Here is a 25,424-nt window from a genome sequence, read left to right on the forward strand (position 1 = left end):
CCACGGTCAATATTGTGATACGACTGGCATATGTTCGCCATCGCCGATGAGGTGCTCGACCTGTGCCGGTCCGTGGGCCATGAGGCTACCGTCCTCGCCGTGCTCGCCGACGGGCTGCGCAACGGTCCGAGCGACGGTGCCGTGCTGCACCAGGCGATCAGGGACGCCGGTGACCTGACCGCGCCCCTGGAGGCGTGGCGGGACGTCTATCGGGCCTTCGGCGCCAAGCCGCAGCGCACCCCCTGCTCCGCCGAGGCGCTGCGCAAGCGGGCCGCGCGTGGGGACGTGCCCGTGGTCGACCGGCTCGTCGACGCGTACAACGCCGTGAGCATCCGCTTCGCCGTGCCGATCGGCGGGGAGGACCGGGCCGCCCTCGCCGGCGTCGAGCGGCTGGTGCGCGCCACCGGCGACGAGCCCTTCGACACCGTGAAGGAGGGCGCCCCGGTCGTGGAGACCCCCGAGCCCGGCGAGGTGATCTGGCGCGACGACCTCGGCGTGACCTGCCGGCGGTGGAACTGGCGCCAGGGCCGCCGCACCGCGATCACCGCCGCGACCACGTCGGCCGTGTTCCTGCTCGAGGGCCTCGACACGGACCTCACCCCGGCCGCCGCCATGCTCGCCGAACTTCTCGACGCCGACAGCGTGACGATAGAGCGGCTCTCGTGATTGCGGTGGTGCTCGCGGCGCTGTCCGGGCTGGTCTGGGGCGTCGGTGACTTCGCCGGAGGCAAGGCGAGCCAGCGCATCGACGCGGTGACCGTGGTCGTGCTGTCGAAGGCGGCCGCGGTGCCGCTGCTGCTGGTGTACCTGGTGCTGATGCCCGCGACCGTGCACCCGGCGGTGCTGGGCTGGGGCGCGGCGGCCGGGGTGTTCGGCGTGGCCGGGATGATGGTGTTCTACCGGGCGATGGCCGGCGGGGCGATGACGATCGTTGCCCCCGTCAGCGCCGTCACCACGGCGCTGCTGCCGGTCGGCGCCGGGCTGCTGCTCGGCGAGCGCCCCGGCGGGCTCGCCCTGGCCGGGGCGGGCTGCGCGATCGCCGCGATCGGCCTGGTCAGCCTGGTCCCGGGCGACAACACGGATCTCGATGACGGTGCGGGCACCGGGCCCGGCGTCGGCGGCAGAGGGCAGGCGGGCGCGGGGCGGCTGCTCGGGCTGGCGCTCGGGGCGGGCGTCGCGTTCGGGCTGTTCTTCATCTGCCTGTCCAGGGCCGGCGACGCCGCCGGCGGCTACGCGGGCATGTGGCCCGTGCTCGGCGCCCAGCTCGCCGCGCTCGCCGTCGGCGGGCCGCTGCTCGTGCGCCGCCGCCGTGCCCCCGGCGCCGCGCGGCTGGCCGGCGCGCCGCTGCGCTGGCTGCTTGTCGCCGGGATGCTCGACATGACCGCCAACGCGCTCTACATCGTGGCGGTGCAGAGCGGCGACCTGAGCATCATCGCGCCGATCGCGTCGCTGTACCCGGTGAGCACCGTCCTGCTGGCGATGCTCGTCGACCGGGAGCGGCTGCGTCCGGTGCAGCTCGCCGGACTCGGCCTGGCGGCGACCGCGCTGGTGCTGGTCGCCTCCTGAGTCATCCGGGGCGGGTGGTGTTGCCCACGGTGTGACCTCTCCGGCTGACCTGGCGACCCTTGCCGTCTACAGTGGGCGGCATCGTCTGTTGAGCCTGGTGGAGGCCCTTTGTCCGCGCTTTATGCGGTCGGCAAGTTCGCGATCTCACCAGTGTCCCGCCTGCTCTGGCGACCGAAGATCAGCGGTCTGGACAACGTGCCGGCCACCGGCCCGGCGATCCTCGCCAGCAACCACCAGTCGGTCATCGACTCGGTGCTGATGGGCGCCTTCATGCCGCGCAACGTCTACTTCCTGGCCAAGGACGAGTACTTCGTCGCACCCGGCGTCAAGGGCGCCGTCATGCGCAACGTCATGTACGGGCTGAACCAGATCCCCGTCGACCGCTCCGGCGGCCGGGCCAGCCTGATGGCCCTCGACGCCGCGCTGCCGGTCCTGCGCGCCGGCCACGTGCTGGGCATCTTCCCCGAGGGCACCCGCTCGCCCGACGGCCGGCTGTACCGCGGCCGCCCCGGTGTGGCGAAGCTCGCCCTCGACGCGCCCGCCCCGATCATCCCCATCGGCATCCTCAACACCGAGAAGATCCAGCCGATCGGCGCGTCGGTGCCCCGCCTCGGGCCGACCGTCGAGGTGCGCGTCGGCGAGCCGCTGGACCTGAGCCAGTGGCAGGGCGGCGAGGTCGACAGCCGCGGCCTGCGCGAGCTGACCCTGAAGCTGATGAACGCGATCCAGCAGCTCACCGGGCAGGAGTACGTCGCCCGGTACGCCCCGAAACGCCCGGACCAGATCGCCGCCGCCAACGGGCACAACGGCACCGCCGCTTCGGCGGACTGAAAGGCCCGCGCCGCGGCGAGGTGAACGTCATGTGCGCTGTGGCCGCCGGCGGGTGACCCGCGACGCGGCGGGTCAGTCGCGCCGCACGATGGAGCCGCGGATGTTGTGCGTCAGCGTGCCGGCCTGCTCCAGGGACTTGCCCGGGAAGACGGCCAGCGCGATGACGCCGTGGTCGGCCCAGCCGCACACGGTCGCGGACCGGCCGTCGAAGCGGGCCGGGGCGCAGCGCTGCTCGCCGCCGAACGGGCCCGGGTCGATGTCGCGCACGGCGCCGACCTGCAGCGCGGCGGGCAGTTTGCGGATGCTCGCCTCCAGGTCGCGGGTCGGGTCGGTGATGAAGCGGGTGGCGCCGGCGACGATGACCCGCAGCTGCCGGTTCGACGCGTCGGTGTAGGTCACCGTGAAGCCCGACTCGTCCGGGTGGTCCGAGGTCAGCGCCTTCTGGATGTCGGTGGCCGCCTTCCTCGCGTTGGCGTCGCCGGTCCGGGTGAGCCCCGGCACCGTCGCGTCGACCTGGATCGACGCCGGGTACTGCACCCAGTACGGGCGGGCCCACGCGTAGGAGCCGCCGCAGCAGCCTGCGCACAGGGTGAGCAGCAGCAGCATCACCCACGGCCAGCGCCGTTTGCGCGGGCGGTACTGCGGTGGCGGCGGCCCGTAGCCGGCCGGCGGCCGGTGCCCCGACGGCGGGCGGTACCCGGGCGGCGGCGGACCGTACTGGGGCACCGGGACGTACCGGATCTCCGGCGGCGACGGATCCGGCGGCAGCGGCACGGTGCGGGGCGCGGCGGGCAGGTCGAGGGTGTCCTCCCACTGCCGTCGGCGGCGTGACCCGCCGGGCGGCACCGACGCCGAACCCACCCACGTCGGCGTGGCCGGCTGGCGTTCGGTCGGCGATTCATCCGGGAGCGTCACATCCTGAAGGCTAGCTACCCGGTGCACGGACCGCAGAGCGCCGCCGCCGGGTTTGGAGGGTGGCCGACATGGATACGGTGGGGATGTGCTCGGGCTACCGCAACGCGTGACCGCCTGCCTGTTCGACCTCGACGGGGTGCTCACCCCGACCGCGGTCATCCACAACACGGCCTGGACCAGGACGTTCGACGACTTCCTCAAAGGGCGGGCCGGGCAGCGGCCGTTCGACCCGGTCGCCGACTACAACGACTACGTCGACGGCAAGCCCCGCGAGGCCGGCGTCCGGGACTTTCTCGCCTCCCGCGGCATCGCGCTGCCCGAGGGCACGCCCGGCGACCCGCCTGACGCGCAGACCGTGCACGGCCTGGGCAACCGCAAGAACGCGCTGCTGCTCACCCTCATCAAGGAAGGGCTGGAGCCGTACCCGGGATCCGTGCGCTACCTGCACGCGGCGGCCGGCGCCGGGCTGCGCCGCGCGGTGGTGAGCTCCAGCGCCAACACCCTGCAGGTCATCACGTCGACCGGGCTGGCACCGCTGCTGGAGGTCCGGGTCGACGGCGGCACCATCCGCGAACGCGGCCTGCGCGGCAAGCCCGCGCCCGACACGTTCCTCGAGGCGGCCAAGGAGCTCGGCGTCGCGCCGGAGCACGCCGCCGTGTTCGAGGACGCCCTCGCCGGGGTCGCCGCGGGCCGGGCCGGCGGGTTCGGCTGCGTCGTCGGCGTCGACCGGATCGGCGGCGGGCACGCGGACGACCTGCGAGCCGCCGGCGCCGACGTGGTCGTGCCGGATCTCGACGTCCTGCTGGAGGGGTGAATGGCGATGTTCCCGGTCGAGCCGTGGGTGGTCCGTGAGACCCGTCTCGACCTCGACGACCTGGCCCAGACCGAGTCGCTGTTCGCCCTGTCCAACGGGCACCTGGGGCTGCGCGGCAACCTCGACGAGGGCGAGCCGTTCGGCCTGCCCGGCACCTACCTCAACTCGTTCTACGAGGAGCGCCCGCTGCCCTACGCCGAGGCCGGCTACGGCTTCCCCGAGGAGGGCCAGAGCATCCTCAACGTCACCAACGGCAAGGTGTTCCGCCTGCTCGTCGACGACGAACCCTTCGACGTGCGGTACGGCAACCTGCTCGGCCACGAGCGGGTCCTGGACCTGCGCGCCGGCACGCTGCGGCGCGACGTCGACTGGGTGTCGCCCGCGGGGCAGCGCATCAAGGTGCACACCACCCGGCTGGTGTCGCTGGAGCAGCGGTCGGTCGCGGCGTTCCTGTACGAGGTCGAGCCTGTCGACGGCCCGGCCCGGGTGATCGTGCAGTCGGAGCTGGTCGCCAACGAGGACACCCCGGAGCCGAGCAAGGACCCGCGGGTCGCCGCCGTGCTCGGCCACGCCCTGGAGTCGGAGGAGCACGCGGCCCGCGACCTCAACGCCCAGCTGCTGCACCGCACCAAGGCCAGCTGGCTGCGGCTCGGCGCGGAGATGGACCACGAGGTCGAGGCGCCGGTGCCGGTGCGGTCGCACACCGAGGCGACGCCAGACTGGGCGAGGACCACGTTCGCCTGCGAGCTGCAGCCCGGCCAGCGGCTGCGGATCGTCAAGTACCTCGCCTACGGCTGGTCGAGCCAGCGCTCCCGGCAGGCGATCCGCGACCAGGTCCACGGCGCTATCGCCGGCGCCCGCCTCGGCGGCTGGGACGGCCTGCTCGCCGCGCAACGGCGCTTCCTGGACGGCTTCTGGGCGCAGGCCGACGTCGAGCTCGACGGAGACGCGGAGATCCAGCAGGCGGTGCGCTTCGCGCTGTTCCACCTGATGCAGGCCGGCGCGCGGGCCGAGGCGCGGCCGATCGCCGCGAAGGGCCTGACCGGCCGCGGCTACGACGGGCACGTCTTCTGGGACACCGAGAGCTTCGTGCTGCCGGTGCTGACGTACACGCACCCGCTGGCGGCCCGCGACGGGCTGCGGTGGCGGCACGACACGCTGTCGATGGCCCGCGACCGGGCCGCGCAGCTGGGCCTGGCCGGGGCGGCCTTCCCGTGGCGGACGGTCCGCGGCCAGGAGTGCTCCGCCTACTGGCCGGCCGGCACCGCCGGCTTCCACGTCAACGCCGACATCGCCGCGGCCGTCGAGCGGTACGTGCGGGCCACCGGCGACACCGCCTTCGAGGTCGAGTTCGGCCTGGAGGTGCTGGTCGAGACGGCCCGGCTGTGGCGCTCGCTGGGCCACCACGACCGGCACGGCGTCTTCCACATCGACGGCGTCACCGGGCCCGACGAGTACAGCGCCATCGCCGACGACAACATCTACACCAACCTCATGGCGCAGCAGAACCTGCTCGCCGCCGCGAGCGCCGCCGAGCGGCACCCGGACGCCGCCCACGCCTTCGGCGTCGACGACGAGGAGATCGCGTCGTGGCGCGACGCGGCCGCCCGGGTCCACCTGCCCTACAACACCGAGCTGGGGGTGCACGAGCAGTCCGCCGGGTTCACCCGCCACCAGGAGTGGGACTTCCCCGGCACGCCCGCCGACCACTATCCGCTGCTGCTGCACTACCCGTACTTCGACCTGTACCGCAAGCAGGTCGTCAAGCAGGCCGACCTGGTCCTGGCCATGCACTGGCGGGGCGACGCGTTCACCGCCGAGCAGAAGGCCCGCAACTTCGCCTACTACGACGAGCGCACGGTCCGCGACTCGTCGCTGTCGGCGTGCACGCAGGCGGTCATGGCCGCCGAGGTCGGGCACACCGAGCTGGCGTACGACTACCTCGGCGAGGCGGCCTTCGTCGACCTGTACAACCTGCAGCACAACGCCGGTGACGGGTTGCACATGGCCTCGCTCGCCGGGACCTGGCTGGCGCTGGTCGCCGGCTTCGGCGGCATGCGCGACCACGGCGGGGAGCTGTCGTTCATGCCGCGGCTGCCGGACCGGCTCGACCGGATGTCGTTCGCGATCACCTGCCACGGCAGCATCCTGCGGGTCGTGGTCGACCACCAGGAGGCGACGTACACCGTGGACTCCGGGAAGATGACGCTGCGTCACCACGGCGAGCAGTTCACCGTCGAGCCGGACAAGCCGGTCACGCTGCGGGTCCCGCCGCCGCGACCGGCCACCCCGGCGCCGCACCAGCCGGCCGGCCGGGAGCCGCGGCGGCGCCACCGGACGGCGTGACCGACGGGCGCGTACCCTGGTAGCTCGTGAGCGTCAGGAGCGTCTTCCCGCAACTCGAGCGTCTGCTGCCCCGGATCAGCAAGCCGATCCAATACGTGGGCGGTGAGCTCGGTGCGGTCGTCAAGGACTGGGACTCCGCCACCGTGCGGTGGGCCCTGTCCTACCCGGACGCCTACGAGGTCGGCCTGCCCAACCAGGGCGTCCAGATCCTCTACGAGGTGCTCAACGAGCAGCCCGACGTGCTCGCCGAGCGCACGTACGCGGTGTGGCCCGACCTGGAGGCGCTCATGCGCGCCGAGGGTGTGCCGCAGTTCACCGTCGAGGCGCACCGCCCGGTGACGGCGTTCGACCTGTTCGGCATCTCCTTCGCCACCGAGCTCGGCTACACCAACATGCTGACCATGCTCGACCTGGCCGGCATCCCGCTGGACTCCCGCGACCGGGACGAGCGGCACCCCGTCGTCATCGCCGGTGGCCACGCCGCGTTCAACCCGGAGCCGATCGCCGACTTCATCGACGCCGCCGTGCTCGGCGACGGCGAGGAGGCGGTGCTGGAGATCACCGCCATCGTGCGGCAGTGGAAGGGCGAGGGCTCGCCGGGCGGCCGCGACGAGCTGCTGCTGCGCCTGGCCCGCACCGAGTCGGTCTACGTGCCGCGCTTCTACGACGTGGACTACCTGCCCGACGGGCGCATCCAGCGGGTCGTGCCCAACCGGGCCGACGTGCCGTTCCGGGTGCACAAGCGCACCACGATGGACCTGGACGCCTGGCCGTACCCGAAGCGGCCCCTGGTGCCGCTCGCCGAGACGGTGCACGAGCGCTACGCGGTGGAGATCTTCCGCGGCTGCACCCGCGGCTGCCGCTTCTGCCAGGCGGGCATGATCACCCGCCCGGTGCGGGAGCGGTCGATCACCACCGTCGGGCAGATGGTGCAGGAGGGGCTGGAGTTCTCCGGCTTCCACGAGGTCGGCCTGCTCTCGCTGTCCTCCGCGGACCACTCGGAGATCGGCGACATGTGCTCGGGCCTCGCCCAGCAGTACGAGGGCACCAACGTCTCGCTGTCGCTGCCGTCCACGCGGGTCGACGCGTTCAACGTGACCCTCGCCCAAGAGCTGGCCCGCAACGGCCGCCGCACCGGCCTGACGTTCGCGCCCGAGGGCGGCTCGGAGCGGATCCGCAAGGTGATCAACAAGATGGTCACCGAGGAGGACCTGATCCGCACGGTCGTCACGGCGTACAGCAACGGCTGGCGGCAGGTGAAGCTCTACTTCATGTGCGGCCTGCCGACCGAGACCGACGACGACGTGCTGCAGATCGCCAAGCTGGCGCACGAGGTCATCCGGGCCGGCCGGGAGGCCACCGGCTCGCGCGACATCCGCTGCACGGTGTCGATCGGCGGGTTCGTGCCGAAGCCGCACACCCCGTTCCAGTGGGCGAAGATGGAGACCCCGGAGGTCATCGACCACCGGCTGCGGGCGCTGAAGCAGGCGATCAACAGTGACCGCAGCCTCGGCAAGGCGATCGGCTACCGCTACCACGACGGCCAGCCCTCGCTGATCGAGGGCCTGCTCAGCCGGGGCGACCGGCGGGTCGGCGCGGTCATCCGGCGGGTGTGGGAGGCCGGCGGCCGCTTCGACGGCTGGTCGGAGCACTTCTCGTACCAGCGTTGGGTCGACGCCGCCGCGGCGGTGCTGCCGGGCTACGGCGTGGACCTGGACTGGTTCACCACCCGCGAGCGCGACCAGAACGAGGTCCTGCCGTGGGACCACCTCGACTCCGGCCTGGACAAGGACTGGCTCTGGCAGGACTGGCAGGACTCGCTCACCGGGTTCGAGCAGGACGACTGCCGCTGGACGCCGTGCTTCGACTGCGGCGTGTGCCCGAGCCAGGACACCGAGATCCAGATCGGTCCCACCGGCAAGCAGCTGCTGCCGCTGACCCCGGTCGGGGTGGGGCTGCGCACGCCCAAGGCGCACCAGCATGGCTAAGCGGCAACCGGAGGGCGGCCAGGACCCGGTCGTGCAGCGGATCCGGCTGCGCTACGCCAAGCGCGGCCCGATGCGGTTCACCTCACACCGTGACTTCGCTCGCGCGTTCGAGCGGGCGCTGCTGCGCGCCAACGTGCCGATCGCCTACTCGCAGGGCTTCACCCCGCACCCGAAGGTCTCCTACGCCTCGGCGGCGCCGACCGGCGTGGCGAGCGAGGCCGAGTACCTGGAGATCGGCCTGCGGGCCGTGGTCGACCCCGGCGAGCTGCGCGCTGCCCTCGACGCGGCGCTGTCACCCGGCCTCGACGTGCTCGAGGCCGTCCAGTCGCCGCTCAACGGCGGTGGCAGCCTCGCCGACCGCATCGACGCGTCGGCGTGGCGCATCGAGCTGCCCGGCATCGAGCCGGCCGGCGCGCAGGCGGCGGTCCAGGCCTTCCTGGACGCCCCCGAGGTGCTCGTGGAGCGGCTCACGAAACAGGGCAAGCGGGTCTTCGACACGCGCGCGGCCGTCGTCCGGCTGGCCGTCGCCGAGGTCGTCACGAGCCCCGGTGACACACCTTCCGAGGTCACCGACGCACCGTGTGCGATACTCGACCTTGTCGTGCGGCAGGGAACCCCGACCGTGCGACCCGACGACGTGCTGTCCGGTCTGCGTGTAGTAGCCGACCTGGAGCCTCCGGTCCCGCCTCGTGCGACCCGACTGGCTCAGGGCGTGCTGACCGCGCAGGGGGAGTTCGTCGATCCGCTCGATGCGGATCGGCCGGCGGTCGCCGTCGGGGCTTCGTCACTGGTGTAGTCGGCGAGGTTGGCAGACTTTCGGCGGATCGTCCGTGCGAGCGGATACCTCCGCCGGCACAACATAGAGGTGCCCCCGTGTGGCTGCGTTTGGACGCGCCCGGGAGCGCCAGAACTGGAGAACGTCCGCATGTTCGACAACGAGTCGGCAAGCGGCGAGGCAACCGGCGACGAGCCGGTGGCAGACGCCGCCACCACCGAAGAGACCACCACCCCCGTGCGCCGCACGCGGCGCCGCGCCACCAAGGCGACCGCCGCGCCTGACCCCACCCCGGACGCCGCGCCGGCGACGGACGCCGCGTCTGACGCGTCGGCCTCCGGTGCGGAGGCCGGGCCGGCCGCCGGCGCGGACGCCGCGCCGGTCGAGGAGGCCGCGCCCGTCCGCCGGACCCGCCGCAGGGCGGTGAAGGCGGCACCGAGCGACGAAACGGGCGATTTGGGCGAGTCCGGGCAGCAGGCGCTGCCGCTGGAGGCCGAGGAGCCCGCCGCCGCGCCGGTCAAGGCGACCCGCACCCGCCGCCGGGCCACCAAGGCCGCGCCGGTGCAGGAGCCCGAGCCGCTGCCGGAAGTGGTCGCGCCCGCCGCTGACGAGGTCGCCGAGCCGGCCGAGCCCGCCGAGCCGGCCGAGCCCGCCGAGCCCGCCGAGGAAGAGGTCCTCGACGAGGAGGCGGCGGCCGTCGAGGAGCCGGTCGCGCCGGTCGAGGAGCCGCCGGCCCGCCGGGGCCGCCGGGCCGCGCCGATCCAGGTGCTGTTCATGCCGCCGAGCGAGCAGGTCGAGCCGGTCCGCCCGGCCGCCGCCGTGCCCGCCTCGGCGTCCGGCATTGACCCGTTCGCCCCGCCGGCACCCGTGCCGGCCGCCGACTACGCCGACGAACTGGCCGAGGAGCTCGCCGAGGAGCCGGTCGGCCGCAGCCGCCGGCGCCGGGGCCGCCGCGCCGCCGAGGACGCGCCCACCGCCGAGGTGGTCCGCGCCGACGCGCCCGTGGAGACCGACGAGATCGACGCCGAGGTGGACGAGGACGAGGACGAGGACGAGTTCGAGCCCGGCACCCGCCGCCGGCGGCGGCGCGGCCGCCGTGGCCGCGGCCGTGGCCGTGGCACGCTCGGCGACGACACCGACGAGGTCGACGGCGAGGCCGAGACCGACGTCGAGGAGGAGGCCGCGGCCGACGAGGACGCCGAGGCGTCCGAGGAGGGCGACGAGGACGGCGAGGGCCTGACCCGCCGCCGTCGCCGCCGCCGGCGCAAGGGCTCCGCCGACACCGAGCCGGCCGACGACCCGCACGTCGTGGTGAAGATCCGCGAGCCGCGCCCGGCCACCCGTGAGCGCGACCGCGACGAGGTGCAGGGCATCTCCGGCTCGACCCGCCTGGAGGCGAAGCGCCAGCGCCGCCGGGACGGCCGCGAGCAGCGCCGGACCCGCCCGCCGATCCTGTCGGAGTCGGAGTTCCTGGCCCGCCGCGAGGCGGTCGACCGCACCATGGTCATCCGGCAGAAGAACGACCGCACGCAGATCGCGGTCCTGGAGGACAAGGTGCTCGTCGAGCACTACGTCACCCGGGCCTCGTCCAGCTCGATGGTCGGCAACGTCTACCTCGGCCGCGTGCAGAACGTGCTGCCCAGCATGGAGGCGGCCTTCGTCGACATCGGCCGGGGCCGCAACGCGGTGCTCTACGCCGGCGAGGTCAACTGGGACGCGACCGGCCTGGAGGGCCGCACCCGCTCCATCGAGCAGGCCCTGAAGTCGGGCGACTCGGTGCTGGTGCAGGTGACCAAGGACCCGATCGGCACCAAGGGCGCCCGCCTGACCAGCCACATCGCGCTGTCCGGACGGCACCTGGTGTACGTGCCGCACGGCAACGCCTCCGGCATCAGCCGCAAGCTGTCCGACATCGAGCGCAAGCGCCTGCGCGACGTGCTGAAGAACCTGGTGCCCGACGGCGCCGGCGTGATCGTGCGCACCGCGGCTGAGGGCGCGAGCGAGGACGACCTGGCCCGCGACGTGAAGCGGCTGCAGGCGCAGTGGGAGGCGATCCAGGAGAAGTCCGGCAGCAGCAGCGCGCCGGCCCTGCTCTACGAGGAGCCGGAGCTGGTCGTGCGGGTCGTGCGCGACCTGTTCAACGAGGACTTCCGCGAGCTGGTCATCCAGGGCAACGACGCCTACGAGTCGGTCGAGCCGTACCTGTCGCACGTGTCGCCGGACCTGGTCGACCGGGTGCGCCGGTACACCGGCGTCAACGACGTCTTCGCCGACCTGCGCATCGACGAGCAGCTGATCAAGGCCCTCGACCGGCGGGTGTTCCTGCCGTCCGGCGGCAGCCTCGTCATCGACCGCACCGAGGCGATGACCGTCATCGACGTCAACACCGGCAAGTACACCGGTGCCGGAGGCAACCTCGAGGAGACGGTCACCCGCAACAACCTCGAGGCGGCCGAGGAGATCGTCCACCAGCTGCGCCTGCGTGACCTGGGCGGCATCATCGTCATCGACTTCATCGACATGGTCCTGGAGTCCAACCGCGACCTGGTGCTGCGCCGGCTGACCGAGTGCCTGGGCCGGGACCGGACCAAGCACCAGGTCACCGAGATCACCTCGCTGGGCCTGGTCCAGATGACCCGCAAGCGGGTCGGTCAGGGCCTGCTGGAGGCCTTCAGCGAGACCTGTGAGGTGTGCAAGGGCCGCGGCCTGATCATCCACACCGAGCCGATCCCGGAGAAGCGTGGCGGCGGCGGTGGCGGGCACGCCGGCAGCAACGGCAACGGGCACGGCGCGCCGGCGAAGGTGGCCGCGGCCACCGTCACCAGCGGCGTGGACGAGTCCGACGTGCAGCCGGCCCGCAGCGGCCGCCGGCGCGGGCGCCGCGGCGGTGCGGCGGTCGCGGAGGAGGAGACCACCTCCGCCGAGGTCGAGACCGACACCGTGGACGAGCCGCACACGGTCGAGGACGTCGAGGAGGAGGCGGAGTTCACGCCGATCGCCTCCGAGGACGATCCCGACAACATCGACGAGGACGAGGACGAGTCGGCGGGCAACGGTGCCCGGCGCCGGACCCGCCGGGGTGGTCTGCGCAGGCGGACCCGCCCCTGATTTGGGGGGTGCGCCACCGATGGCGTACCCTCTTAAAGGCGCACCTTCGTGCGCCGGGTCTTTGCGTGCTCTTCACGGCAGCAGATGACCAACCGCCAGTAGCTACGACAGGAGTCCGCGTCCGATGTACGCGATCGTCAAGACCGGCGGCAAGCAGTACAAGGTCGCCGAGGGCGATGTGATCGAGGTCGAGAAGCTCGCGGGCCAGCCTGGCGACTCCCTGTCGCTCGCGGCGGTGCTGCTTGTCGACGGCGAAGATCTCATCACCGACGCGGCGAAGCTTGCCAGCGCCGCGGTGACCGCTGAGGTCGTCGCGCACACCAAGGGTCCGAAGATCCGGATCCACAAGTTCAAGAACAAGACCGGCTACCACAAGCGCCAGGGTCACCGCCAGCCGCTGACCCAGGTGAAGGTCACCGGCATCTCCACCGGGAAGTAGGCAGCGCGATGGCACATAAAAAAGGTGCGTCCAGCTCGCGGAACGGGCGCGACTCCGCTGCCCAGCGGCTCGGCGTGAAGCGGTTCGGCGGCCAGCTGGTCAACGCCGGCGAGATCATCATCCGCCAGCGCGGCACCAAGTTCCACCCGGGTGACCTGGTGGGTCGCGGTGGCGACGACACGCTGTTCGCGCTCGCCGCGGGCCACGTGCTCTTCGGCACCAAGCGGGGCCGCAAGACGGTCAGCATCACCCCAGCCGCAGGCTGAAGTTTCTTTTCCGGACGGCGGGCCGGGGGCATATACGCTCCCTGCCCGCCGTTCGTGTTGGTGAGTGAAGGGATCAAGTCGTGACCACGTTCGTTGACCGGGCCGTGCTGCACGTGAAGGCCGGCGACGGTGGCCACGGCTGCGTGTCCATCCATCGCGAGAAGTTCAAGCCGTTCGGCGGGCCCGACGGCGGTGACGGCGGCCATGGCGGCAGCGTCAAGCTCGTCGTCGACCCCGGCGTGCACACGCTGCTGGACTTCCACTTCCACCCGCACCAGAAGGGCGGCAACGGCGCCGGCGGCGCGGGCAACAACCGCGACGGCGCCAACGGCCAGACGCTGGTCCTGCGGGTGCCGGACGGCACCGTGGTGCTCGACATGGACGGCGAGCCCCTGGCGGACCTGATCGGCGAGGGCACGGAGTTCGAGCTGGCCCGCGGCGGCCGCGGCGGCCGCGGCAACGCGGCGCTGGCCAACACCCGCCGCAAGGCGCCCGGCTTCGCCGAGCTCGGCGAGCCCGGCGAGGAGATCAACGTCGTCCTGGAGCTCAAGAGCGTCGCCGACGTCGGCCTGGTCGGCTTCCCGTCGGCCGGCAAGTCGTCGCTGATCTCGGTCATCTCCGCGGCCCGGCCGAAGATCGCCGACTACCCGTTCACCACCCTGGTGCCCAACCTGGGTGTGGTGCAGGCGGGCGACAACACCTTCACCGTCGCCGACGTGCCCGGCCTCATTCCCGGCGCGGCCACCGGCAAGGGCCTGGGCCTGGAGTTCCTGCGGCACATCGAGCGCACCGCGGTGCTGGTCCACGTGGTCGACACGGCCGCGCTGGAGACCGAGCGCGACCCGGTGTCCGACATCGACGCGATCGAGGCGGAGCTGGCCGCCTACGGCGGTCTGGAGGACCGGCCGCGGCTCGTCGCGCTCAACAAGATCGACGTGCCCGACGGCCGTGACCTCGCCGACATCATGCGCGCCGATCTCGAGGAGCGCGGGTATCCGGTGTACCCGGTGAGCGCGGTCACCCACGAAGGGCTGCGCGAGCTCGTGTTCGCCATGTCCGAGCTGGTGCTGCAGCAGCGCAAGCTGGCGCCGCCGCCGGAGCGCACCCGCATCGTCATCCGGCCGGTCGCCGTCGACGACAGCGGCTTCACGATCACGCAGGACGCCGAGGGTGTCTTCGTGGTCAGCGGCGGCGCGCCGGAGCGGTGGGTGCGGCAGACCAACTTCGACAACGACGAGGCCGTCGGCTACCTTGCCGACCGGCTCGCCCGGCTCGGCGTCGAGGAGGCGCTCAAGAAGGCCGGCGCGGTCTCCGGGTCGCCAGTTCGAATTGGCGTCCGTGAATTCGATTGGCAGCCCAACTCGTACACCGCCGACGACTTCGTGCCGGGTAACCGGGGCACCGACTACCGCCTCGAGGAGCCGAACAAGCGGGTGCGGGCCGCGGAGCGCAAGGCCATGCGGGGTGCCCGCCGCCAGCCGTACGAGACGCTGGAACTTTCACCGGCGGACGAGGACGACGCGGACGATTTTTGACCCGCCGCGCAACGAAATTCGCTGGTCAGGTGAAACATCGGGGAAATCCGGGTTGCGTACCGTCTCCCCATGTTGATCGAGCAACGTCCATCGGACGACTCGGAAGTGATCGCGCTTGTGGTCGATCAGCAGGTCGAACTGCGGGCGCGGGACGGCGGCCGCGACGGCCACGTCTACGCGGTCGACCCGGCGGCGAGGTACCTCGTCGCGGTCATGGGTGGTGACGCGGTCGCCTGTGGCGCGCTGCTCGCCGCCGACATGGACGTCGCCGAGATCACCCGGCTCTACGTGCGCCCGGCCTACCGGGGGCGGGGGCTGGCCCGGCGGATGCTCGCCGCGCTGGAGGACTTCGCCGCCTCGCGCGGGCACCGCGTGCTGCGGCTGGAGACCGGGGTGACCTCGTCCGACGCCATCGCCCTGTTCCTCTCCGCCGGGTACCGGCCGATCCCGCGGTTCGGCGCGTACGTGCGGTACGAGAGCAGCCGCTGCTTCGAGAAACGCTTCGACGACACCGACCGTGAGGTGCGGGTGACCCGCCGCGGCGCGGGTGACCCGGCCGTCGTGGACCTGCTCGCGGCGGCCGCCGACGAGATGGCGCACCGCTACGGCGGGCCTGACGCGCGCCGCTTTCCGGTCGACCCGGCGGCCCGGTTCGTGGTCGCCACCGTCGACGGCGTCGGCGCCGGGTGCGGCGCGATCCAGCCGATCGACGACCAGACGGTCGAGCTGAAGCGGATGTACGTGCGTCCCGCGCATCGCGGCACCGGCATCGCCCGGCGGGTCCTCGCCGCGCTGGAGGACCTCGCGGTCGGCTCGCACTACCCGCTGATCCGGCTGGAGACGGGTACCCGACAGCCGGAAGCGATCCGTTTGTACGAATCGGCCGGTTACCGACCGATACCACCCTATGGGCCGTACGTACACAGTCCGCTCAGCCTGTGCTACGAAAAACTCGTTATTGCCACGGAGGCCATCGCGTCCGAGCTCGCGTGAGGCTAATGTCTGGTCGGTGGGCATCCTCGAGCGGCTGACCCGACCGGCCCGATCACCACGTGAGCGCTTCGCCGACCAGGTGCTGGCTGAGCTGCGCAGGCTCGGTGTCCGTGACGCGGAGTTCCGCCCCACCCAGTTCGCCATCGTCTGCGAGTGCGGCCAGGACGCCTACAGCTGGCTCTTCCTGGCCAAGGCGTTCAGTCAGTACCAGCGCAAGCCCGGCGACCGCAAGCAGTTCGTGCGCGACTTCGTCGCCAACAGCCTGGCGCCACCGGCCCAGCCGGAGACGTTCGACGAGGCGCTGCCGAAGCTCCGCCTCGCGCTGCGGCACGCCGCCCGCGGCACCCGCACGCTGCGCCGCCCCGCACTGCCGCACCTCGACGAGGTCGTGCTCGTCGACGACGTCCCGGTCGATCTCGACAGCCCCGCCCGCTGGGGCGTCAGCGTCGAGGAGATCTTCACCGCGGCGCACGACCACACCCTGGCCCGCGCCGAGCTGCCGGCCAGCGCCGCCCTCTTCGGCCCGTCGGTGCTGCACGTGCCCGACTACTCCGGCGATCACCTCGTGTCCTGGGTGCTGCTGGACGGCTGGCTGGCCGAGCTCGACGAGCAGGTCGGCGGGCGGGCCGTCGCGTTCCTGCCGAGCACCCTGATGCTGCTGGTCTGCGCCGACGAGCCCCGCCTGGTCGAGCAGCTGTTCGACCTGGCCGCCGACGAGTACGCGCGCACGCCGCGGCCGCTGTCGCCGATGGCGTACACCACCGACGACGACGGCCGCGTGGTGCCCTTCGACCCCGCGCCCGACCACCCGGCCTTCCACGCCGCGGCCAAGGCCCGCCGCCGGCTCGCCACCGACGTGGCGGAGCACCAGCGGCGGACCCTGGCCGACCCGCGCCTGGCCGACTGCACCCTGACCGCCCGTCCCGACGGCTCCACGTTCACCACCGCCGTCTGGGCGGTCGGCTCGCCGACGCTGCTGCCCGCCGTCGACTTCGTCGGCGTGTCGCTGCCGGGGGAGCGGGTGTTCTACGTGCCGTGGGCGCTGATGGTCGAGGCCGACCTGCTGATCGAGGAGATCGACTTCCGGCCGGCCCGCTTCAGTGCGGTCGACCGGCCGTCGCCGGCGTCGCTGGGGTACCTGCGGGAGCGCGCCGTCCACCTGTGAGGCCGAGGGCGATCCTGGCCCGGTGCACGGTCACGTCCGCGTGCCGGGCGGCCCGCTCCGCACCGTCGGCCAGGACCTGCTCGACGTCGTCGTCGCCCAGCTCCTGGTAGCGGCGCTGGATCGGCTCGAGCGTGGCGATCACGGCGTCCGCGACCGCCGATTTCAGCCGGCCGTACCCGGTGCCGCGGAAGTCGCCGGCGACGTCGGCCGGGTCCCGGTCGCTCAGCGCGCCCAGGATGTCGAGCAGGTTGGCCACGCCGGGGTGCTCCTGCGGGTCGTACACCACCTCCGTGCCGGTGTCGGTCACCGCCCGCATCACCTTGCGCCGCAGCACCTCGGGCGGGTCGAGCAGGAACAGCACGCCGGCCGTCGAGGTGTTGGTCTTGCCCATCTTGCGGGTCGGGTCGGCGAGGTCGGCGATCCGCGCGGCGACCGCCGGGTGCACCGCCCGCGGGACGGTGAACGTCGGGCCGTAACGCTCGTTGAACCGCTCCGCGAGGTCGCGGGTCAGCTCGACGTGCTGGCGCTGGTCGCGGCCGACCGGCACCTCCTCGATGTCGTGCAGCAGGATGTCGGCGGCCATCAGGACGGGGTAGGTCAGCAGCGACAGCCGTGAACCGCCACCGCCGCCCTTCTCCTTGAACTGGATCATGCGGTGCGCTTCGCCGTAGCTGGCCACACACTCCAGCAGGTAGTGCAGCTCCAGGTGGGCGGAGACATCGGACTGGCGGTACAGCAGCGCCTGGCCGGGATCGACGCCGGCGGCCAGCAGCAGGCCGGCCACCTCCCGGGAGCGCGCCTGGACCAGGGCGGGGTCGTGCTGGACGGTCAGCGCGTGCAGGTCGGCGATGAACACGACCGTGGGCTGCTCGTGCTGGCCGCGGACGACCGGTCTGATCGCGCCGACGTAGTTGCCGAGCTGCAGGTGGCCGGTGGGCTTGAAGCCGGAGATGCGACGGGACATGAGGAACTCCTCCAAGGGGGTTGGTTGGAGGCTCGCCGATCCGGACATTTGACCCTGTTTGCAGGACACGACAAAGGCCGCCCGGAACGGACGGCCTGGTGAGGGTGTGTCTGCGTGCGGCCGCCCCTTAGTGGGCGCGCCAGCTGGTCAGTCGGTGCAGCACGGTTATTTACCTTAGCAGGTGATGGCGCGGTCGTAATGTCCAAAAATGTCTTTCGGTCAGTGGCCCCCTCTCTGGCCCCTCCCAAGCGGCGGATCCGGGTGTTTGCTGGAGCGGAGCGCCGATCGGGGAGGGCACGGCATGGAAGAGATGACGGGGACTGGCGTCGATGTCGAGGGGGACCGGCACTGGCTGCGACTGAGCTGTCCCGGCTGCCAGGGCTGGCTGGGCGTGCCGGGGGAGGCGCCGCCGGGGGTGGCGGCGCAGCTGGTGGCGCGGCGCATCGACGCGTTCGTGCAGCGGCACGTGGCGTGCGGACGGGGGCGGTGACGATGCTGCGGCAGTTTCGGCTGACCGTCGCCGGTCCACTGGACGAGGAGCGGGCGGACGTCCTGTTCGACCGGGCCGGCGACCTGTGCGTCGAGGTGGTGCCCGCCGACGGGCTGGCCTGGGTGGCGTTCGACCGGGACGCGCCGACGCTGGTCGACGCGGTCGTGTCGGGCGTGCGTGACCTGGACGCGGCGGGGCTCGGCGTCGCCGCGGCCGTGGCCGACGACCCGCTGGTCACCCTGGAGGTGATCGCTGCGCGGGCCGGGCGGCCGGTCGAGGTCGTGCGCGGCTGGGCCGGCGGCGGGTTTCCCGCACCGGTCCGGGACCACCCGCGGCGGCCGGTCTACCACTGGCCGGACGTGTCGGCGTGGCTGGACCGGCACCGGGCGCCGGTGCCGGCGGCCGGTGACACGGCGGTGACCCTGGAGGCGGTCACGCTCGCGCTGCGGCTGCGCGCGCTGGCGCCCCGGCTCGAGCGGATGCCGCCGATCCGGTCGCTGCTCTACCCGTGACCGTGACGCCCGGGGCGCCTTCGGGCGTCCCGGGTCGCCCGGTTCGGGCTCCGGGTTGTCCGGCTCGGGCTTCCGGGCTGGGCGGCTCGGGTCTCCGGGCTGGGCGGCTCAGACGTCGAATTCGCCGTCTTTGGCGCCGGCGACGAAGGCGTCCCACTCGTCCTGGGTGAAGACGAGGACGGGGCTGTGCGGGTCGGCGCCGTTGCGCAGGCCGATCAGGTCGTCGACGAACGCCACCTCGACCCGGCTGCCGTGGCTCTCACCGGGCGCCGAGCGCCAGACGGCACGGGAGCTGTCAAAGGCACCCTTGGGGTGCGACAACGTCATGGACCCTGAGGCTACACGGGGGCTCGGGGCCGTCGCACGCTGACACTCGTCCGGGCGACCCGCCGTGCTGATCACTACGATGCCAGGATGCGCGTGGGCATCATGGGTGGGACGTTCGACCCGATCCACCACGGCCACCTGGTCGCCGCGAGCGAGGTGGCCGACCGGTTCGGGCTGGACCAGGTGGTGTTCGTGCCCACCGGTGACCCCTGGCAGAAGAGCGGGTCGTCGGTCAGCTCGCCGGAGGACCGCTACCTGATGACGGTCATCGCGACCGCGTCCAACCCCCGGTTCACGGTCAGCCGGGTCGACGTCGACCGGGTCGGCCCGACGTACACCGTCGACACCCTGCGCGACCTCCGTGAGCGCTACGGTCCCACGGCCGAGCTGTTCTTCATCACCGGTGCCGACGCGCTCAACAAGATCCTGTCCTGGAAGGACGCCCGGGACCTGTTCGACCTCGCGCATTTCGTCGGCGTGACCCGGCCCGGGTTCGAGCTCGACGCCTCGCATCTGCCGGAGGCGTCCGTCTCGCTGGTGCAGGTGCCGGCGATGGCGATCTCGTCCACCGACTGCCGGCGCCGGGTCCAGGGCGGCAAACCGGTGTGGTACCTCGTCCCCGACGGAGTGGTGCAATACATCGCTAAGCGAGGTTTGTACCGAAAAGTCGACAACATCTGAGAGGCAGACTGTCGTACGGGCGTGAGAGGCTAGAACCAGCCCGGCGCAGCAGGCCGGGGCAGACCGACGAAGGGAGCCCGGTGCCCGCGACTGAGCGTGCCATCGAGCTGGCGCTCACCGCTGCACAGGCGGCCGCCGACAAGAAGGCTGAAGACATCGTCATCCTGGACGTCGCCGACCAGCTGGTCATCACCGACGCGTTCCTGGTCGCTTCGGCGCCCAACGAGCGGCAGGTCCTGTCGATCGTCGACGCCATCGAGGAGCGACTCGCGCAGCTGCCCGAGAAGGCGAAGCCGGTCCGTCGCGAGGGCGAGCGCGGCGGGCGCTGGGTGCTGCTGGACTACGTCGACATCGTCGTGCACGTCCAGCACAGCGAGGAGCGGGAGTTCTACCAGCTCGACCGGCTGTGGAAGGACTGCCCGGTCATCGAGTTCGTCGACCGCGACCTGCCCGCCCCCGCGTGACCCGCCTGATCCTCTGGCGGCACGGGCAGACCGCCTGGAATGCCGGCGGACGGGTGCAGGGACAGATCGACACGCCGCTGTCCGAGACCGGGCTCGCGCAGGCGGCCGCCGCCGCGCCGCGGCTCGCCGCGCTCGAGCCCGCCATGCTCGTGACCAGCGATCTGCGCCGCGCCAGCACCACCATGGCCGCGCTCGCCGCGCTCGTCGACGTGCCCGTCACCACCGACCCGCGGCTGCGCGAGCGCAGCTTCGGCGAATGGGAGGGCCTGACCCACCCCGAGATCATCGGCACCTGGCCGGAGGCGTTCGCGCGGTGGCGGCGCGGCGAGCCCGTCGAGGACGCCGACGTCGAGGAGGTCGACGCGCTGAGCAAGCGCATGACCGACGCGCTGCACGAGATCGTGGCCGCGGCACCGCCCGGCGCGACCGTCGTCGTGGCCACCCACGGCGCCGTCGCCCGGCACGGCACCTGCGCGCTGCTCGGCTGGCCGCAGTCGCTGGCACCCACCCTCGGCGCGCTGCTCAACTGCCACTCCACCGACCTGCGCTTCGACGAGACCCGCGGATGGCAGCTGGCGGGCCACAACCTGCCATGACCCGGCGGAACCCGGCGCGTGGCGGTAGCGTCGAAAGGGTCATGGCGATTCGCACCGTGCTCTTCCTGGCCGCCGTCGCGTCGGTGCTCGGCGGCTGTGCCGCGGCGTCCGACGACACGGCCGCGCCGTCGGCGGCGCCGACACTGTCGCCGGTCCCGTCCCAGGTCTCCGCCGTCCCCGCACCGTCCCGGCCGGCCACCGTCCCGCCGACCGCCTCCGGTCCCGGTGCGTCCGGTCCCGGTGCGTTCGGCCCCGGTGCGTCCGGGATGAGCGTCTCCGGCGAGGTCGTCGAGGGGGTCGAGGCCGGCTGCCTGCTGCTGCGCACGCCCGGCACCCTCTACCTGCTCGTCGGCGGCGACCGCGCCGCGCTGCAGGTCGGCAAGCGGGTCACCGTCGTCGGCACCCCGCAGCCCGGCCTGATGAGCACCTGCCAGCAGGGCACCCCGTTCCAGGTGGTCTCGGTCCGGAGCGGCTGATCGGCTACGGTGCCGTCATGACCGGCTCACACCCTGCCGTCGCCGTTGTCACCGACTCGACCGCCTGCCTGCCGGTCGACCTGGCCACCGACCCGGCCCGGCGGCTCACCGTCGTGCCGCTCGCCGTCGTCGTCAACGGCGTCGCCGGCCTCGAGACCATCGACATCGACTCCGCCACGGTCGCCGAGGCGCTCAACGCGCGCCGCGTCGCCGTCACCACGTCCAGGCCCTCCCCGGAGGCCTTCGCCGACGTGTACCGGCGACTGCTCGACGCGGGCGCGCCGGCCGTGCTGTCGGTGCACCTGTCAGCGAAGCTCTCCGGCACGTACGACGCGGCGGTCCTGGCCGCGGCCGAGTTCGACGGTGCCGTGTCCGTCATCGACACCCAGTCCACGGGCATGGGGCTGGGCTTCCCGGCGCTCGCGGCCGCGTCGGCGGCGGCGTCCGGTGCCGGGCTGGACGAGGTGCGGCAGGCGGCCCTCGACGCGGTGGACCGCACGTCGACGCTGTTCTACGTGGACACCCTGGAGTTCCTGCGCCGGGGCGGGCGGATCGGCGCGGCGGCCGCGCTGCTGGGCACCGCGCTGTCGGTGAAGCCGATCCTGCACACCACCGAGCAGGGCGTCGTGGTGCGGGAGAAGGTGCGCACGTCGAGCCGGGCCCTGGCGCGCCTGGTCGACATGGCGGACGAGGCGGCGGGGGAGTCGGTCGTCGACGTCGCGGTGCACCACCTGGCGGCGCCGGACCGGGCGGACGCGCTGCTGACGACGTTGAAGGAGCGGCTCGGGGAGCGGCTGCGGGGGGCGTACCTGACGGAGGTCGGCGCGGTCGTCGGCGCGCACGTGGGGCCGGGGATGGTGGCCGTGGTGGTGTACGTGGTCTAGCGGGTCTTCCCCGCGCGGGTTTCGCGTGAGCGGGTCTTCCCCGCGCGGGTTTTTTGCGAGCGGGTTTTCCACAAGCGGGGTGTTGTCCACAGGGCCGGCGTCGTGCGGGGGTCTGGTGTCGGTGTCCGGTCCTAGCGTGACCGGGCATGAGGCGCAGTGCTGCAGACGACGGGACGCGGGCCGCGGGGCGGCTGGCCAGGGTGGTCGGCCTGCCGCCGGACGACCCCTGTCCCGGGGACGGGTCCCCCGACCCTTATCCGTGGGACGGGTCGTTCCCGGCTCGGACCGACCCGGCGCTCCCGTCCACGGACACCGACGGCGGCGGCACGAGGGCGTGGCTCGCGGCGGTCGACCCCGGCCGCCGGGGCGTGCGGGTGCTGGCGGTCGTCGCCGCGCTCGTCGTGCTCGGCGCGGCCTTCCTCGCGTGGCGGTCCCGGCCGCAGGTCACGCCGGCGCCGCCGGCCACCGCGGTCTCCGCCGCCCCACCCCCGTCCAGCGGCGCCCCGACGCGGCTGATCGTGTCCGTCAACGGCAAGGTCCAGCGGCCCGGCCTGGTCGAGCTGCCGGCCGGCGCCCGCGTCGCCGACGCCATCACCGCCGCCGGCGGAGCCCTGCCCGGCACCGATCTGAGCGGCCTCAACCTGGCCCGTAAGGTCGTCGACGGCGAGATGATCGCGGTCGGCATCCCCGCGCCGGCCGGGGGCGCACCGCCCGGCGCCGCCGGCGGTTCCGGCGGCGGCCTCGTCAACCTCAACACCGCCACCGTCACCGAGCTGCAGACGCTGCCCGGCATCGGCGCCGTCCTCGCCCAGCGCATCGCCGACTACCGCGACCGCCACGGCGGCTTCCGCGCCGTCACCGACCTGCGGCAGGTCGAGGGCATCGGCGACGCCAAGTTCCAACAGCTCAAGGACCGGGTGACGGTGTGAGCACCGACCTGCGCCTGGCGGGCGCCGCGATCGGCTGCTGGCTGACCGCCCTGAGCTGCCTGTTCTGCCCCGCCTGGGCCTGCTGGGCGGTGGGGCTCGGCGCCGTGGCCCTCGCCGTGCTGTGGGCGCGGCTTCCCGTGCGGGCGCTGCGCCCGACCCGGTGGGTGGTCGTCGCGGCGCTGCTCGGCGTCGCCTGCGGTGCCGCGGCCACCGCCGCCCGGGTCGGCGTGCGCGACGCCGAGCCGCTCGCCGGCCTCGCCGCGGAGCACCGCACGGTGCGGCTCGGGCTGCGGATCTCCGACGACCCGCGGCTGGGCCGCGCCACGGCCGGGCGGGCGCCGACCGTCATCGTGCCGGCCCGGCTGATGTGGCTGCGTACACCCGACGGGACCGGCGTCGAGCTCGCCGCGCGGGTGCTCGTCCTCGCCGCCGACAAAGGCTGGCTGGGGCTGCTGCCGGGGCAGCGGGTCGAGGCGACCGGCCGGCTGTCCCCGCCCCGCGGCGGTGACCTGCGCGCCGCGGTCGTCTCCGTGCCGGACGGGCCCGCCCGGGTCGAGCCGGCGCCGTTCGTACAGCGGGCGGCCGGCACCCTGCGCGAAGGCCTGCAACGGGCGTGCCTGCCGCTGCCGGCGGAGCCGGGCGGGCTGCTGCCCGGGCTCGTCGTCGGCGACACGAGCCGGCTCGACCAGCGGCTCGCCGACGACTTCCGGGCCACCGGCCTCACCCACCTGACCGCCGTCTCCGGGGCGAACCTGGCGATCGTGGTCGGGCTGGTCCTGATGCTCGCCCGTTGGTGCCGGGCCGGGCCGAAGCTCGCCGCGCTGATCTGCGTGCTGGCGCTCGTCGGGTTCGTCGTGCTGGTCCGCCCGTCGCCGAGCGTGCTGCGGGCCGCCGCGATGGGCGGGCTGGCCCTCGTCGCGCTCGCCCTCGGCCGGCCCAGGGCGGTGCTGCCGTCGCTCGCCACCGGCGTTCTCGTGCTCGTCGTGGCGGACCCGGAGCTGTCCGTCGACGCCGGGTTCGCCCTGTCGGTCCTCGCCACCGGCGGGCTCGTGCTGCTGGCGCCACGCTGGGCGCAGGCGCTGCAGGCCAGGGGCTGGCCGGCGTTCGCGGCCGAGGCGGTGTGCGTGCCGGCCTCGGCGCAGGCGGCCTGCGCGCCGGTGATCGCGGGCATCTCCGGCGGCGTCAGCCTCACCACTGTCCCGGCCAACCTGCTCGCCGCGCCCGCCGTCGCGCCCGCCACCGTCCTGGGCATCCTCACCGCGGTCGCCTCACCCGTGCTGCCCGGCGCGGCGCAGTTCACCGCCTGGGTGGCCGCCTGGCCGGCCCGGTGGCTCGTCTCCATCGCCCACCACGGCGCGGCCGTCCCCGACGGCGTGCTGCCCTGGCCGGGCGGCACCTTCGGCGGGGTGGTGCTCGGCGGGCTGCTCGCGGTGCTCATCCTCGCGTTCCGCTGGCGGCTGGCGCGGCGCGCCGTGCTGGTCGTCGCGGTCGGCTGCGTGCTCGGCGCGGTGCCGGTCCGGCTGTTGACCGGCGGCTGGCCGCCGCCGGGCTGGGTCGTCGTCGCCTGCGACGTGGGGCAGGGCGACGCGCTCGTCGTCGCCGCCGGCGGGCAGGACGCCGTCGTGGTCGACGCCGGGCCGCAGCCCGACCCCGTCGACCGTTGCCTGCGCGACCTCGGCGTGCGGCGGGTGCCGCTGCTGGTCATCAGCCACTTCCACGCCGACCACATCGGCGGCCTCGACGGGGTGCTGCGCCGGCGCCCCGTCGACCGGCTGCTCGTGCCGCCGTTCGCCGAGCCGGCCGCCGGCCGCGGTGCCGTGCTCGGCCGGGGGATCGCCGCCCTCGACGCACCGGCCGGCACCACGCTCACCGTCGGTCCGGTCGGGTTGACCGTCCTCGGGCCGGCGCTGACGGTGACCGGCACCCGGTCCGACGTCAACAACAACTCGCTGGTGCTCGCGGTCACCGTCGGCGGGATCCGGCTGCTGCTCACCGGCGACGCCGAGACCGAGGAGCAGGAGAGCCTGCTCGCCGCGCCGCTGCACGCGGACGTGCTCAAGGTCCCGCACCACGGTTCGGCGTACCAGGACCTGGCGTTCCTGGACGCGGTCGCGCCGCGGGTCGCCCTGGTCAGCGTCGGCGCCGGCAACGACTACGGCCATCCCAGCGCCGGCGTGCTGGCCCGCCTCGGCCGCGGCGGTGCCCGGGTGGTGCGCACCGACGAGCACGGCGACCTCGCCGTCGTCCGCGACGACAGCGGGGGGCTCGCGGTCGTCGAGCACGGACCGGCCGCCGCCCGCCGGGCGCTCGGCGGCAGCGCTGCCGGGTTCTCCGTCGGCGTTTCTGTCGGTGGGTCGTGAC

25 protein-coding genes are annotated in these 25,424 nt (G+C 73.4%); 22 read left to right on the plus strand and 3 right to left on the minus strand.

Annotation, left to right across the window (positions count from 1 at the left end; genetic code table 11):
- Positions 1-30: 30 nt before the first annotated feature.
- From OP18_RS44475 to OP18_RS44485, 3 genes are all read left to right on the plus strand, one after another.
- A complete protein-coding gene (locus OP18_RS44475) occupies positions 31-666 on the plus strand; it encodes a B3/B4 domain-containing protein (RefSeq protein ID WP_033365464.1) in 636 nt (211 codons plus the stop codon).
- The gene (locus tag OP18_RS44480) at positions 663-1,565 is read left to right on the plus strand and encodes a DMT family transporter (RefSeq protein ID WP_033365467.1); all 903 of its coding nucleotides are present in this window, start codon (positions 663-665) and stop codon (positions 1,563-1,565) included. The genes OP18_RS44475 and OP18_RS44480 overlap by 4 nt, the downstream gene beginning before the upstream one ends.
- Before the next feature lie 108 nt (positions 1,566-1,673).
- Positions 1,674-2,396 (plus strand): lysophospholipid acyltransferase family protein, encoded by a 723-nt coding sequence (locus OP18_RS44485; RefSeq protein WP_052388265.1) that lies wholly within the window; start codon positions 1,674-1,676, stop codon positions 2,394-2,396.
- Between the two features lie 72 nt (positions 2,397-2,468).
- Here OP18_RS44485 and OP18_RS44490 read toward each other — a convergent pair whose 3' ends face one another.
- Positions 2,469-3,311, minus strand: a complete 843-nt coding sequence (locus OP18_RS44490; RefSeq protein ID WP_033365469.1) for a hypothetical protein — start codon at positions 3,309-3,311, stop codon at positions 2,469-2,471.
- A gap of 85 nt (positions 3,312-3,396) precedes the next feature.
- Between OP18_RS44490 and OP18_RS44495 the strand changes: the two genes are divergently transcribed.
- The 10 genes from OP18_RS44495 (at position 3,397) to OP18_RS44540 (ending at position 16,740) form a co-directional block, all read left to right on the plus strand.
- A complete protein-coding gene (locus OP18_RS44495; protein WP_033365472.1) occupies positions 3,397-4,125 on the plus strand; it encodes a beta-phosphoglucomutase family hydrolase in 729 nt (242 codons plus the stop codon).
- Complete coding sequence (locus tag OP18_RS44500) at positions 4,126-6,471, plus strand: glycoside hydrolase family 65 protein (RefSeq protein WP_033365473.1); 2,346 nt, start codon at positions 4,126-4,128, stop codon at positions 6,469-6,471.
- 26 nt (positions 6,472-6,497) lie between these two features.
- Positions 6,498-8,459, plus strand: coding sequence for a TIGR03960 family B12-binding radical SAM protein (locus OP18_RS44505; protein ID WP_033365475.1), 1,962 nt, complete (start codon positions 6,498-6,500; stop codon positions 8,457-8,459).
- Positions 8,452-9,255, plus strand: a complete 804-nt coding sequence (locus tag OP18_RS44510) for a TIGR03936 family radical SAM-associated protein (protein ID WP_081971642.1) — start codon at positions 8,452-8,454, stop codon at positions 9,253-9,255. Before OP18_RS44505 ends, OP18_RS44510 begins: the two co-directional genes overlap by 8 nt.
- 129 nt (positions 9,256-9,384) lie before the next feature.
- On the plus strand, positions 9,385-12,342 hold the full coding sequence (locus OP18_RS44515; RefSeq protein ID WP_033365477.1) for an Rne/Rng family ribonuclease: 2,958 nt from the start codon (positions 9,385-9,387) through the stop codon (positions 12,340-12,342).
- A 124-nt stretch (positions 12,343-12,466) separates the two neighbouring features.
- A complete protein-coding gene (gene rplU, locus OP18_RS44520; RefSeq protein WP_033365478.1) occupies positions 12,467-12,781 on the plus strand; it encodes a 50S ribosomal protein L21 in 315 nt (104 codons plus the stop codon).
- An 8-nt stretch (positions 12,782-12,789) separates the two neighbouring features.
- Positions 12,790-13,047, plus strand: coding sequence for a 50S ribosomal protein L27 (rpmA, locus tag OP18_RS44525; protein ID WP_033365480.1), 258 nt, complete (start codon positions 12,790-12,792; stop codon positions 13,045-13,047).
- Positions 13,048-13,127: 80 nt separating this feature from the next.
- The gene (gene obgE, locus OP18_RS44530; RefSeq protein ID WP_033365481.1) at positions 13,128-14,582 is read left to right on the plus strand and encodes a GTPase ObgE; all 1,455 of its coding nucleotides are present in this window, start codon (positions 13,128-13,130) and stop codon (positions 14,580-14,582) included.
- Positions 14,583-14,687: 105 nt separating this feature from the next.
- Positions 14,688-15,575, plus strand: a complete 888-nt coding sequence (locus tag OP18_RS61430; protein ID WP_052388266.1) for a GNAT family N-acetyltransferase — start codon at positions 14,688-14,690, stop codon at positions 15,573-15,575.
- A gap of 16 nt (positions 15,576-15,591) precedes the next feature.
- Entirely contained in the window at positions 15,592-16,740 is a 1,149-nt protein-coding gene (locus OP18_RS44540; protein ID WP_033365482.1) for a hypothetical protein, read from the plus strand.
- Here the strand turns inward: OP18_RS44540 and trpS are convergent.
- Positions 16,673-17,704 carry a tryptophan--tRNA ligase gene (trpS, locus tag OP18_RS44545; RefSeq protein ID WP_052388295.1) on the minus strand — a complete coding sequence of 344 codons (1,032 nt, stop codon included), beginning with the start codon at positions 17,702-17,704 and terminating at the stop codon, positions 16,673-16,675. The genes OP18_RS44540 and trpS overlap by 68 nt on opposite strands.
- Before the next feature lie 301 nt (positions 17,705-18,005).
- Between trpS and OP18_RS44550 the strand changes: the two genes are divergently transcribed.
- Both OP18_RS44550 and OP18_RS44555 read left to right on the plus strand, forming a co-directional pair.
- Positions 18,006-18,194, plus strand: a complete 189-nt coding sequence (locus OP18_RS44550) for a hypothetical protein (protein WP_033365483.1) — start codon at positions 18,006-18,008, stop codon at positions 18,192-18,194.
- 2 nt (positions 18,195-18,196) lie between these two features.
- On the plus strand, positions 18,197-18,706 hold the full coding sequence (locus tag OP18_RS44555) for a hypothetical protein (protein WP_156090223.1): 510 nt from the start codon (positions 18,197-18,199) through the stop codon (positions 18,704-18,706).
- 108 nt (positions 18,707-18,814) lie between these two features.
- On the opposite strand, the gene OP18_RS44560 is transcribed toward OP18_RS44555, so the two are convergent.
- Complete coding sequence (locus tag OP18_RS44560; RefSeq protein ID WP_033365485.1) at positions 18,815-19,033, minus strand: DUF397 domain-containing protein; 219 nt, start codon at positions 19,031-19,033, stop codon at positions 18,815-18,817.
- Positions 19,034-19,120: 87 nt separating this feature from the next.
- Between OP18_RS44560 and nadD the strand changes: the two genes are divergently transcribed.
- From nadD to OP18_RS44595, 7 genes are all read left to right on the plus strand, one after another.
- Positions 19,121-19,714, plus strand: coding sequence for a nicotinate-nucleotide adenylyltransferase (nadD, locus tag OP18_RS44565; RefSeq protein WP_081971643.1), 594 nt, complete (start codon positions 19,121-19,123; stop codon positions 19,712-19,714).
- Between the two features lie 80 nt (positions 19,715-19,794).
- Positions 19,795-20,178, plus strand: a complete 384-nt coding sequence (rsfS, locus tag OP18_RS44570) for a ribosome silencing factor (protein WP_033365487.1) — start codon at positions 19,795-19,797, stop codon at positions 20,176-20,178.
- On the plus strand, positions 20,175-20,774 hold the full coding sequence (locus OP18_RS44575; protein ID WP_033365488.1) for a histidine phosphatase family protein: 600 nt from the start codon (positions 20,175-20,177) through the stop codon (positions 20,772-20,774). Before rsfS ends, OP18_RS44575 begins: the two co-directional genes overlap by 4 nt.
- Positions 20,775-20,815: 41 nt before the next feature.
- Positions 20,816-21,250, plus strand: a complete 435-nt coding sequence (locus OP18_RS44580) for a hypothetical protein (RefSeq protein ID WP_052388268.1) — start codon at positions 20,816-20,818, stop codon at positions 21,248-21,250.
- Between the two features lie 17 nt (positions 21,251-21,267).
- Positions 21,268-22,134: a DegV family protein gene (locus tag OP18_RS44585; protein ID WP_033365490.1), complete on the plus strand. Its 867-nt coding sequence runs from the start codon at positions 21,268-21,270 to the stop codon at positions 22,132-22,134.
- A 146-nt stretch (positions 22,135-22,280) separates the two neighbouring features.
- Complete coding sequence (locus OP18_RS44590) at positions 22,281-23,063, plus strand: ComEA family DNA-binding protein (RefSeq protein ID WP_081971644.1); 783 nt, start codon at positions 22,281-22,283, stop codon at positions 23,061-23,063.
- Positions 23,060-25,423 (plus strand): ComEC/Rec2 family competence protein, encoded by a 2,364-nt coding sequence (locus OP18_RS44595; RefSeq protein WP_052388269.1) that lies wholly within the window; start codon positions 23,060-23,062, stop codon positions 25,421-25,423. The genes OP18_RS44590 and OP18_RS44595 overlap by 4 nt, the downstream gene beginning before the upstream one ends.
- Position 25,424: the final 1 nt, after the last annotated feature.

Source organism: Dactylosporangium aurantiacum (genome assembly GCF_000716715.1).
Classification (GTDB): Bacteria; Actinomycetota; Actinomycetes; order Mycobacteriales; family Micromonosporaceae; genus Dactylosporangium; species Dactylosporangium aurantiacum.

Coding starts and splice junctions, on each gene's coding strand:
- OP18_RS44475 (WP_033365464.1), top strand. CDS start 31: ATGTTCGCCATCGCCGATGAGGTGCTCGACCTGTGCCGGTCCGTGGGC.
- OP18_RS44500 (WP_033365473.1), top strand. CDS start 4,126: ATGGCGATGTTCCCGGTCGAGCCGTGGGTGGTCCGTGAGACCCGTCTC.
- OP18_RS44510 (WP_081971642.1), top strand. CDS start 8,452: ATGGCTAAGCGGCAACCGGAGGGCGGCCAGGACCCGGTCGTGCAGCGG.
- OP18_RS44515 (WP_033365477.1), top strand. CDS start 9,385: ATGTTCGACAACGAGTCGGCAAGCGGCGAGGCAACCGGCGACGAGCCG.
- rplU (WP_033365478.1), top strand. CDS start 12,467: ATGTACGCGATCGTCAAGACCGGCGGCAAGCAGTACAAGGTCGCCGAG.
- rpmA (WP_033365480.1), top strand. CDS start 12,790: ATGGCACATAAAAAAGGTGCGTCCAGCTCGCGGAACGGGCGCGACTCC.
- trpS (WP_052388295.1), bottom strand. CDS start 17,704: ATGTCCCGTCGCATCTCCGGCTTCAAGCCCACCGGCCACCTGCAGCTC.
- OP18_RS44550 (WP_033365483.1), top strand. CDS start 18,006: ATGGAAGAGATGACGGGGACTGGCGTCGATGTCGAGGGGGACCGGCAC.
- OP18_RS44555 (WP_156090223.1), top strand. CDS start 18,197: ATGCTGCGGCAGTTTCGGCTGACCGTCGCCGGTCCACTGGACGAGGAG.
- OP18_RS44560 (WP_033365485.1), bottom strand. CDS start 19,033: ATGACGTTGTCGCACCCCAAGGGTGCCTTTGACAGCTCCCGTGCCGTC.
- nadD (WP_081971643.1), top strand. CDS start 19,121: ATGCGCGTGGGCATCATGGGTGGGACGTTCGACCCGATCCACCACGGC.
- OP18_RS44580 (WP_052388268.1), top strand. CDS start 20,816: ATGGCGATTCGCACCGTGCTCTTCCTGGCCGCCGTCGCGTCGGTGCTC.
- OP18_RS44585 (WP_033365490.1), top strand. CDS start 21,268: ATGACCGGCTCACACCCTGCCGTCGCCGTTGTCACCGACTCGACCGCC.
- OP18_RS44590 (WP_081971644.1), top strand. CDS start 22,281: ATGAGGCGCAGTGCTGCAGACGACGGGACGCGGGCCGCGGGGCGGCTG.